Origin of the sequence: Pseudescherichia sp. (genome assembly GCF_031979925.1) — a bacterium.
Lineage (GTDB): Bacteria > Pseudomonadota > Gammaproteobacteria > Enterobacterales > Enterobacteriaceae > Pseudescherichia.
Window position 1 is genome coordinate 127,850 of the sequence record NZ_DALZFB010000011.1, and the last position, 10,229, is coordinate 138,078.

At 60.9% G+C, this 10,229-nt stretch carries 8 protein-coding genes; 3 read left to right on the top strand and 5 right to left on the bottom strand.

The window, feature by feature from the left end:
- Positions 1–3: 3 nt before the first annotated feature.
- The 4 genes from urtA to atzF are packed head-to-tail and all read right to left on the bottom strand — an operon-like array spanning position 4 to position 7,414.
- Positions 4–1,275 (bottom strand): urea ABC transporter substrate-binding protein, encoded by a 1,272-nt coding sequence (gene urtA, locus RTM13_RS17130; protein ID WP_312213558.1) that lies wholly within the window; start codon positions 1,273–1,275, stop codon positions 4–6.
- Between the two features lie 34 nt (positions 1,276–1,309).
- Positions 1,310–1,996, bottom strand: a complete 687-nt coding sequence (locus tag RTM13_RS17135) for a GntR family transcriptional regulator (protein WP_312213583.1) — start codon at positions 1,994–1,996, stop codon at positions 1,310–1,312.
- A 2-nt stretch (positions 1,997–1,998) separates the two neighbouring features.
- A complete protein-coding gene (gene uca, locus RTM13_RS17140; RefSeq protein WP_312213560.1) occupies positions 1,999–5,619 on the bottom strand; it encodes an urea carboxylase in 3,621 nt (1,206 codons plus the stop codon).
- Complete coding sequence (gene atzF, locus RTM13_RS17145; RefSeq protein ID WP_312213562.1) at positions 5,612–7,414, bottom strand: allophanate hydrolase; 1,803 nt, start codon at positions 7,412–7,414, stop codon at positions 5,612–5,614. The genes uca and atzF overlap by 8 nt, the downstream gene beginning before the upstream one ends.
- A 258-nt stretch (positions 7,415–7,672) precedes the next feature.
- Here atzF and RTM13_RS17150 point away from each other — a divergent pair, with 258 nt between their 5' ends.
- Positions 7,673–8,383 (top strand): YnfC family lipoprotein, encoded by a 711-nt coding sequence (locus RTM13_RS17150; protein ID WP_312213564.1) that lies wholly within the window; start codon positions 7,673–7,675, stop codon positions 8,381–8,383.
- A 2-nt stretch (positions 8,384–8,385) separates the two neighbouring features.
- Here RTM13_RS17150 and RTM13_RS17155 read toward each other — a convergent pair whose 3' ends face one another.
- The gene (locus RTM13_RS17155; RefSeq protein ID WP_312213566.1) at positions 8,386–8,727 is read right to left on the bottom strand and encodes a DUF1283 family protein; all 342 of its coding nucleotides are present in this window, start codon (positions 8,725–8,727) and stop codon (positions 8,386–8,388) included.
- Positions 8,728–8,818: 91 nt separating this feature from the next.
- Here RTM13_RS17155 and RTM13_RS17160 point away from each other — a divergent pair, with 91 nt between their 5' ends.
- Both RTM13_RS17160 and manD read left to right on the top strand, forming a co-directional pair.
- Entirely contained in the window at positions 8,819–9,160 is a 342-nt protein-coding gene (locus tag RTM13_RS17160; RefSeq protein ID WP_312213568.1) for a YnfA family protein, read from the top strand.
- Positions 9,161–9,268: 108 nt separating this feature from the next.
- On the top strand, positions 9,269–10,229 hold a 961-nt coding region (manD, locus tag RTM13_RS17165), incomplete at its 3' end, for a D-mannonate dehydratase ManD (protein WP_312213570.1).

The window sequence follows — 10,229 nt, forward strand, 5'->3', positions numbered from 1 at the left end:
GGGTTACTGCCCGGTGGATTTCACTGGCGTATCCGGCTTCTTATCGTTACCGGCAATGAACGGGCTCCACGGCTGGGCGCGAACCGGCTGCTCGGTCTGCCAGACGACGTTAAACTGGCCGTTGTCCTCGATCTCACCGATCATCACCGGCTTGTGCAGGTGATGGTTGGTCTTGTCCATGGTCAGGGTAAAGCCGTCCGGCGCTTTATAGGTCTGCCCGGCCATCGCCGCGCGCACTTTATCCACGTCGGTGGTGCCCGCTTTCTCTACTGCTTGGGCCCACATGTGCAGCCCGACGTAGGTGGCCTCCATTGGATCGTTGGTTACCACGGTGTCGGCGTTCGGCAGGTTATGCGCTTTGGCATAGGCCTTGTAGTCGGCCACAAATTTAGCGTTGGTTGAGTTATCTACGGACTGGAAGTAGTTCCACGCCGCCAGATGGCCCACCAGTGGCTTGGTGTCGATCCCGCGCAGCTCCTCTTCGCCTACCGAGAAGGCCACGACCGGCACGTCGGTGGCCTTGATGCTCTGGTTAGCCAGCTCTTTATAGAACGGCACGTTGGAGTCGCCGTTGATGGTGGAGACGACGGCGGTTTTACCCCCGGCGGCGAACTTCTTAATATTGGCGACGATGGTCTGGTAGTCACTGTGGCCGAACGGGGTGTAGACCTCTTCGATATCTTTATCCTGCACGCCTTTGCTGTGCAGGAAGGCGCGCAGGATCTTATTGGTGGTCCGCGGGTAGACATAGTCGGTGCCGAGCAGGAAGAAGCGTTTGGCGCTGCCGCCGTCCTCGCTCATCAGGTACTCTACCGCCGGGATCGCCTGCTGGTTAGGGGCCGCACCGGTGTAGAAGACGTTCGGCGACATCTCTTCGCCCTCGTACTGCACCGGGTAGAAGAGCAGGCCGTTCAGCTCCTCAAACACCGGAAGCACCGATTTGCGCGACACCGAGGTCCAGCAGCCAAACACCGCCGCGACCTTATCCTGGGAGATGAGCTGGCGGGCTTTCTCGGCGAAAAGCGGCCAGTTAGAGGCGGGATCGACCACCACCGGCTCCAGCTTTTTCCCCAGCACGCCGCCGTTGGCGTTGATCTCATCGATAGTCATCAGCGCGACGTTTTTCAGCGGCGTCTCGGAGATCGCCATGGTGCCGGAGAGCGAGTGCATGATGCCGACCTTGATGGTATCGGCGGCCCAGGCTTGCCAGGAGATCCCCATGCTGACCATGGTGGCGGAGAGGGCAAAGGCTTTAATTAACGAACGTCTTTTCATCATCAACCCCTAAAAGTGTAAGAGAATTATTGCGTTATATCTGCGATGAAACCGGCGGTAGCCGCGATTGCTGAAGCCTGTGTAGTGTGATTTTTCTGACCACCGCTTTGCTCTGTAGTATGTGGTCGGTCAGGATCCGCTGCGCCTCCTCTGTCTGCTGTGTCAAAATGGCGCGGAGTACACGCCCGTGTTCTTGATAGGTCGCCGCCACCCGATCGTCCCGCGTAAAGTCGAGATGGCGAATAATGCGTATCTTCTCGGTCAGATCGACGTGGACCCGCGCCATCTCGCCGTTGCCCGTTGCCGCCACCAGCGCGGTGTGGAACTGCTCGTCGTGGGGCGAGACCGCCAGACCGTCCTCCAGCGGTGGGGCATCCACCCAAAATGCAATCAGCGGGGCGAGGTGCTCGGCGCAGCTGCCGGGAGGCATGCCGCACAGGCGGCGAACCGCCTCGCGCTCCAGCACGATCCGCAGATCGTACAGCGCCTCGAACCAGGCGAAATCGAATGGTTTCACCTGCCACCCACTGCGCGAGGCCACCTCGACATAACCCTCATGTTCCAGCCAGTAGAGCGCCTGGCGCACCGGGGTTCGGCTGGCGGCCATCCGTCCGGCAACCTCGCTCTCGCTAAAGCGATCCCCCGGCATCAGCTGAAAAGTGAAAATCTCATTTTTCAGCGCGCGGTAGATGCGCTCCGCCAGCCCCGGCTTGCCGCCCATGCTCACGGCTCAAGCCACAGCAGGGCATCGCCAGGCGTTACCGGACGACCGGGCTGACAGCCGATACGCTTGATGCGTCCCGCCTGCGGGGCGTGGATCGCCAGCTCCATCTTCATCGCCTCGACAATCACCAGCGGCTGGCCTTCGATAACTTCATCGCCTGGCTGGACCAGCACCTTCCAGATGTTGCCGTTCATGTCAGCGTTCACCGCCAGCGCGCCGTCGTCCACCGCGTCTGTTGGTGGCAGTACTATCTCCTCGGGCTGGGCCTGCTCATCCAGCTGCCAGCGGGCAACCTCTTCGCTAAAGGCCGCGGCCTGACGTTCCCGGAACTGGGCAATCTCGGGCGCGTTGTGCGCAAGGAAACGCAGATGCTCGGCGTAGTCGAACACTGTCTCCTCGATGCGGATAGTGGCCCGGCCTTCACGGAAATCATCCCGCAGACGCTCCAGCTCCTCCTCGCTGACCGGATAGAAACGAACCTGGTCAAAGAAGCGCAGCAGCCACGGCTCCTCCTGTTTGAACTGGCTGTTTTTCAGGAATTTGTTCCAGATAGGCAGGGTGCGCCCCACCAGCTGATAGCCGCCGGGCGAGTCCATGCCGTAGATGCACATATACATCCCGCCAATGCCCACCGTGCCCTCGGCGGTAAAGGTGCGCGCCGGGTTGTATTTCGAACTCAGCAGGCGGTGACGCGGATCCACCGGCACGGCGCAGGGCGCGCCCAGGTAGACGTCGCCGAGGCCGAGGATCAGGTAGCTGGCATCAAAAATCGTGTCGCGCACCGCGTTACGATCCGCCAGACCATTAATGCGCTGAATAAAGTCAACGTTGTTGGGTAGCCATGGGGCGCTGGCCCGCACCGTATCCTGATAGCGGCTGACCGCCCCAAGGGTGGCGCTGTCTTCAAAGGCCATCGGCATCCAGACGATGCGCGACGGCACCTTCATCTCGCTGACGTCTCCCAGGCTGCTTTCAATCTCCAGCAGCATGGCCACCAGTGACGGCTGGCTGATAGCGAGGCTGTCGTAGCGGATCTGCAGCGAGCGCACGCCAGGGGAGAGCTCTTTAATCCCCGGATGGGCCAGGGTCTGAAGCTGCGCCATCAGCAGGCTGACGCGCAGGCGCAGGGCCAGATCGAGGACGTTCTCGCCATACTCAATCAGGATGTAGTTATCCCCCGCCTGGCGATAGCAGATCGCGGGCGTCGTGCCGCTGGCCGGAATAGAGACCAGCGCGGCGGCGGAGATCCCGTCGCGATCCGCCAGCGATGGGGTAGCAAACGCGGGCAGCGTTTCGGCAGGCTCCAGCGTCTCGACGATGCGGTGCTGGGCCTTCTCCAGGGCTACCGCCTCCTCAACGCTTATCGGGTAGAAGCGCAGGCGATCCCCAGGCTTCACCTGGCCCACTTTCCACAGCTCCGCTTTGGCGATGGTCACCGGGCAGACAAAACCGCCGAGGCTCGGGCCGTCGCGGGTGAGGATCACCGGGAAGTCGCCGGTAAAGTTGATCGCGCCGATGGCATATTCGCAGTCGTGAACGTTAGACGGATGCAGGCCCGCCTCACCGCCGTCGGGCCGGGTCCAGGAGGGTTTCGGCCCGGTCAGGCGTACGCCGAGACGGTTAGAGTTGTAGTGCACCAGCCACTCGCTGGCGAAAAACTCGTCGATGGATTCCTGGGTGAAGAAATCCGGCGCGCCGTGCGGACCATAGAGCACGCCGATGTGCCAGCTCTCCTGATACTCAGGGATCAGCCCGGCGGCCAGCGGCTGCGGATCCCGCTCTGGCGCAGGCGTAGTGCAGGCGGCTAACTCGGGGCGGGAGATGGGCAGCAGATCGGCCACCTTCAGCGTCCGTCCGGCGTGGCCGCCAAACTGGCCGAGGGCGAAGGTCGCGCGGCTACCGAGATAGCAGGGCACGTCAATACCGTTGCGCACGGCGAGATAGGTACGGCAGCCGGAGTGGGCGCGGCCCAGCACCAGCGTCTGCCCGGCCTTCACCGCCACTGGCTGCCAGTACGCGACTGGCTGGCCGTCAAGCTCGGCATGACAGTCGGCTCCGGTCAGGGCAATAGTGGTATCGCTGTGGAACAGCAGCGTCGGGCCTTGCAGGGTAAACTCCAGCCCGGCGGCGGAGGCGTGGTTGCCCACGATGCGGTTGGCCAGGCGGAAGGCAAAATCGTCCATCGGGCCGGAGGGCGGAACGCCGACGTCCCAGTAGCCCGGACGACCGGGGTAGTCCTGAACGCTGCTCCAGGTACCGGGCTGCACGACCTCAATAGCCGCCGTGGCGGGGGTAAAGGTGTCGAGCATCCGCGTCCAGACGCTGCCCTGCACAAAGGCCTCGCTGGCAACGATCTGCCGCAGATAGTCAAGGTTAGTGGCGATGCCGTGCAGCTGGGTTGCGTCCAGCGCCTCGCGCAGCGTGAGCAGAGCCTCCTCGCGGGTATCCGCATGGACGATCAGTTTGGCGATCATCGGATCGTAGAAGGCGGAGACCTCACTGCCGGTAGTTACGCCGCTGTCGACGCGCACGTTCTCCGGGAAGCTGACGTGGGTCAGTACGCCGGGGCTTGGCTGGAAATTCTTTAGCGGGTTTTCGGCATACAGACGCACCTCAATCGCCGCGCCCTGCGGGTTGCGCTGGAGTCGCTCCCAGTCGATGGTATCCCCGGCGGCAACGCGCAGCATGCACTCAACCAGATCGAGACCAGTCACGGACTCGGTGACCGGATGCTCCACCTGGAGGCGGGTGTTGACCTCCAGGAAGTAGAACGCATCCTGCCCGGCATCATAGATATACTCCACCGTGCCCGCGCTGCGGTAGTTCACCAGCTTGCCCAGCTCAACGGCAGAGGCTAACAGCGCGGCGCGGGTGGATTCCGGTAATCCCGGCGCAGGGGTCTCTTCTACGACCTTCTGATTGCGGCGTTGCAGAGAGCAGTCGCGCTCGCCGAGCGCCACTACGTTGCCGTTACCGTCGCCAAAGATCTGCACCTCAACGTGGCGCGCGCGATCGATGCAGCGTTCTATAAATACCCCCGCGTCGCTGAAGAACTGCTCGCCCAGACGGCGGACGCTCTCCCACGCCTGCCGTAACGCCTCATCGTCGGCGCAGCGGGTCAAACCGATCCCACCCCCGCCCGCAGTGCTTTTTAACATCACCGGGTAGCCAATCTCCTGTGCGGCCAACAGCGCCTCGTCGAGAGTATTCAGCAGGCCGGTGCCCGGCGTCATCGGCACGCCCGCCTGGGCGGCCAGCTCGCGCGCCCGGTGCTTGAGGCCAAACTCGCCAATCTGCTGTGCTGTCGGGCCAACAAAGACGATGCCTGCCTGCTCACAGGCGTCGGCAAAGGCCAGGCTCTCAGAGAGAAAGCCGTAGCCGGGCCAAATCGCCTGGGCGCCGCTTTGCTTAGCGGCATCGATAATGCTGTCGATGCGCAGATAGCTGTCGCTGGCTTTCTCTCCGCCCAGCGGCAGGGCGATATCCGCCGCCTTAACGTGCTCGGCGTTTTTATCCGCGTCGGAGTAGACGGCAATGCTCACGATCCCCAGACGACGCAGGGTGCGGATGGCGCGGCAGGCGATTTCACCCCGGTTGGCAATCAGTACGCGATCAAACATGCTGAGTCTCCTTGCTGGCGAGCCAGTGCCGCCAGCCTTTATAAGCCGTAATGTCCTGCGCGTCGCCAAGCGCCGCACCCTCACAGATAAACCCTTTTACCCAGCGGCCATCTGCCAGCTCCAGAGAGCCGATCCCCAATGGCGCTGGGATCTCGGCGACAAACTCACCGAAGCGCGCCAGCGGGATATCCCACAGCTCGACCTGAATGGATTCGCCGCTACTGGCCCGGGCCAGACCCGGCTTTGCCGGCTGGGTATTGGCCAAGGCATAGAGGCGGTAGCAGGCCGCGGTTTCGCTGGTCTCGACAAATACCGCCTTGCGGTTAACAAGCTGATGGTTAAGCGGCATGCCGCGCAGATGCGCCCCGACCACCGCGATTCGCACATGATCCTGCGAGAGGGGCAGCGTCGTTTCGCCTGTGGGAAGGCGGGTGTCGGTTGCCCCCAGAGGCAGGCGGCTCTGCTGCTGCCAACGGATGCCGAAGCTGGCGAGGGCGCGATCGTGCCAGGCGGGGGCGAGCAGAGTGATCCCGGCGGGCAGGCCATCGGCACGGAACGGCGCGGGCAGGGCCAGGGCGCTGAGATCCGCCAGGTTGGTAAAGTTGGTATAGGTGCCAAACTCCGAGTTGTAGCGGATTGGCTCCTGCTGCATCTCTTCTTTAGTGCGGATGGTCGGCGAAGTGGGCACGACGAGCGCGTCGACCTCGGCAAGCGTCAGCTGAATTTTTCGCGCCAGCTCGGCGCGCAGGTACTCGGCCTTGTACGCCTCTACCGCGCTGTAGCGACTGCCTCCGGCAACGATCTGATACACCGTCGGATCCATCTCCTCCGGGCGGTCGATTATCTCCCCCACGGCAGCGGTGCGCTCGGCAACCCACGGCCCTTGATAAAGCTGGGCGGCCAGTTCGGCGAACGGGGTGAAGTCGATGGTTTTCAGCGTTACGCCACAGACGCGCAGCTGCTCGAGGGCGCGCTCCCACGCCTCTTCGGCCTGGGCGTCGCCAAAGAATTGCAGCGTGTCGGGAACGGCAAATACCGGGCGCTCCGGCAGCGCGGCCGGGGCGGTGCCCGGTACGTGGCGAGAGTAGGCGTCGCGGGCATCGTAGCCTGCCGCCGTTTCGGCGATGGTCCAGGCATCGCTGACAGTGATGGCAAACACCGATACGGTATCGTTCAGGCGGCAGGCTGGAACCACGCCGCTGGCGGAGAACCAGCCTTTGGTGGGCTTTAGCCCAACGATGTTATTAAATCCGGCGGGTACCCGGCCGGAGCCAGCGGTGTCGGTGCCGAGGGAGAAGGGCACCAGACCGCGCGCCACCACTGACGCCGAGCCGGAGCTGGAGCCACCGCTCACGTAGTCAGGGTTGAAGCTGTTGCTCACCGCTCCCCACGGAGAGCGCGTGCCCACCAGACCGGTAGCAAACTGATCGAGATTGGTCTTGCCAATGACAATCGCCCCGGCGGCTTTGAGCTGCGCAACCGTGGTCGCATCCTGCTCGGCGATATAGCGAAACGCCGGGCAGGCCGCGGTGGTGGGAAATCCGGCCGCATCGATATTGTCTTTAACGGCAAAGGGGATGCCATACAGCGGCAGCGACGCCGGATCCTGTTGATAGCGAGGCGTTAACGCTGCCAGCTGGGCAGCAATTTGCTCAGGTGTGGCGAGGGTAATCCATGCATTGTCATCGGCAGAGAGGGTTGCCAGGTGCGTCGTCAGGAGAGATAAAACGTCGCCGCGCCGCTGCTGGATCTGCTGCTGCCACCCGCTCAGGGTCTGGCCGGTCATTATTGTCATAGTGAGCAATTCCATCTGGTATACAAGATGGAATTCAAATAGCAAGCGGCGTGCCAGTTTTTAATCTATTGTTTAATAATAATATTTTAATAATGTGCAGCTGGCGGGGAGCGGCGACTGCACCCGGGCTGCGCAGCGTTGAGCAAAAAAGGTGCGCCCCGTCACAGCGCAGCGAACAAGCTAATGCGAAGGGATGATGTTTCATAAATAACTGAATTTGCTAAGATGCTTTAATAAGGTGCAACGCGTGGGGTAGGTATGAAAAAATTAATAATGCTGGCAGCCGTTACGGCAGTGCTTGCCGGGTGCGATGATGGCAAAGCGCCGGTTTCGTTTACGCCAGAGATGGCCAGTTTCTCCAATGAGTTTGACTTTGACCCACTGCGTGGCCCGGTAAAAGACTTTAGCCAGACGCTGCTCAATGATAAGGGGGAAGTCTCCAGGCGCGTGACCGGCACGCTCTCGCAGGAGGGATGCTTTGATACGCTGGAACTTCACGATGTAGATAACAACACCGGCTTAGCGTTGGTGCTGAACGCCAACTTTTACGTCGATGCCGTGACCCATGAGAAGCGCCTGCGTTTACAGGGTAAATGCCAGCTGGCAGAGTTCCCGTCGGCGGGCGTGACCTGGGATACGGATGAGAAGGGTTTTGTGGTGCTTGCCCGCGGCAAGGAGTTGCAGATTAACTACCAGTATGATGCGGAAGGGTACCCGCTCGGCAAATCGACCACCAGCAAGGAGATGCATCTGTCCGTGGAATCAACACCCTCAACGGACAGACGCAAAAAGCTCGACTATACCGGCGTCAGCACGCTGAATGATAAGCCTATCGGCAGCGTGAAGCAGGCCTGCGAATACGATCGTCACGACAACCCGGTAAGCTGCTCGTTAACCATCGTTGATGAAAGCGTAACCCCTGCCGTTGAGCATCAGTACGCGATCAAAAACACTATCGCCTACTACTAAGGTTATTGCCCGATCGGCCGCCCGGTACGGCGGTCGAGACAGCGCAGCGTATTCTCTTCCCAGTAGGCGTTGACGTTAGCGCTCTTCTGGCAGTTATCACGGGCATCGAAGGCCACGTCAGTCTTATCAAACTCCTTTTCCACGCGGGTGTTTACCTTGTTGCGCAGGCTGCGGGTATCATTCCACTGCTCTTTTTCCATCGCGGCCTGCTGGCGGCTCTGGGCGCTGTCGCCGGACTCAATGATAAGCTTACTGGTATCAGCATTGGCTGCGGAACACATCATGCCAGCACCCAGCGTCAGCATAGCCGCCAGGCAGAGGCGTTTACTAAAGATCATGTTCATTGTTACTCCTCGGTTAGCCAGGGAGGACGTGGCTCATTACTCACGCTATTCTACACCATTCTTCCTGGACGATATAAGGCCGTCATCTTTAATGTTTAATATCGCCACTCTCAATACCACGCTGCTCTTTTTCATCACTGCGCTATGCGAAATCCTTGGCTGCTTCCTGCCCTGGCTGTGGCTAAAGCGGGGAGCCAGCCCGCTGCTGCTGATCCCGGCCGGGCTGGCGCTGGCGGCCTTTGTCTGGCTGTTGACCCTGCATCCGGCGGCCAGCGGGCGCGTTTACGCCGCCTACGGTGGGGTCTATGTCTGCACCGCGCTGATCTGGCTGCGGGTCGTGGATGGCGTCAAGCTCAGCCTTTACGACTGGCTGGGTGCGTTGGTGGCGCTCTGCGGGATGTTGATTATCGTGGCAGGATGGGGGCGCGCATAGCGCCTTTTTTTGTGATCCAGCGACGATTTTACGATCATCATACTTGTATGGTAGTAGCTCAGTTGCGTAAATTCTCTGCATCACAACCGAGATGTAAAGGATCAGAAGATGAAGATTGTAGGGGCTGAAGTATTTGTTACCTGTCCGGGGCGCAATTTTGTCACCCTCAAAATTACCACCGACGAGGGGATTGTCGGTCTGGGCGATGCCACGCTGAACGGGCGCGAGCTCTCCGTGGCCTCCTATCTTAAGGATCATCTCTGCCCGCAGCTGATTGGCCGCGATGCACACCGTATCGAAGATATCTGGCAGTTCTTTTACAAGGGCGCTTACTGGCGTCGTGGCCCGGTCACCATGTCCGCTATCTCGGCAATCGACATGGCGCTGTGGGACATCAAAGCCAAGGCGGCCAACATGCCGCTCTATCAGCTGCTGGGCGGCGCTTCCCGGGAAGGGGTGATGGTCTACTGCCACACCACGGGCCACAGCATTGATGACGTGCTGGAAGATTATGCCCGCCATAAAGAGATGGGTTTCAAAGCCATTCGCGTACAGTGCGGCGTGCCGGGAATGAAAACCACCTACGGCATGTCTAAAGGTAAAGGGCTGGCCTACGAGCCTGCTACCAAAGGCCAGTGGCCGGAAGAGCAGCTCTGGTCAACGGAGAAGTATCTCGACTTCACGCCGAAGCTGTTTGACGCGGTGCGCAGCAAGTTTGGCTTTAACGAGCATCTGTTGCATGACATGCATCATCGCCTGACGCCAATTGAGGCGGCGCGCTTTGGTAAGAGCATTGAAGAGTTCCGCATGTTCTGGATGGAGGATCCGACTCCGGCCGAGAATCAGGCGTGCTTCCGCCTGATCCGCCAGCATACGGTGACTCCGATTGCCGTGGGCGAGGTCTTTAACAGCATCTGGGACTGCAAGCAGCTGATCGAAGAGCAGCTGATTGACTATATTCGCACCACTATTACCCACGCGGGCGGCATCACCGGCATGCGCCGTATCGCTGACTTCGCCTCGCTCTATCAGGTGCGTACCGGCTCTCACGGCCCGTCGGATCTCTCGC

Excerpts from the sequence above, each read along its gene's own strand:
- RTM13_RS17135 (WP_312213583.1), bottom strand. The coding sequence starts at position 1,996 with ATGGGCGGCAAGCCGGGGCTGGCGGAGCGCATCTACCGCGCGCTGAAA.
- uca (WP_312213560.1), bottom strand. The coding sequence starts at position 5,619 with ATGTTTGATCGCGTACTGATTGCCAACCGGGGTGAAATCGCCTGCCGC.
- RTM13_RS17160 (WP_312213568.1), top strand. The coding sequence starts at position 8,819 with ATGTTTAATATCGCCACTCTCAATACCACGCTGCTCTTTTTCATCACT.
- atzF (WP_312213562.1), bottom strand. The coding sequence starts at position 7,414 with ATGACAATAATGACCGGCCAGACCCTGAGCGGGTGGCAGCAGCAGATC.
- RTM13_RS17155 (WP_312213566.1), bottom strand. The coding sequence starts at position 8,727 with ATGAACATGATCTTTAGTAAACGCCTCTGCCTGGCGGCTATGCTGACG.
- RTM13_RS17150 (WP_312213564.1), top strand. The coding sequence starts at position 7,673 with ATGAAAAAATTAATAATGCTGGCAGCCGTTACGGCAGTGCTTGCCGGG.
- urtA (WP_312213558.1), bottom strand. The coding sequence starts at position 1,275 with ATGAAAAGACGTTCGTTAATTAAAGCCTTTGCCCTCTCCGCCACCATG.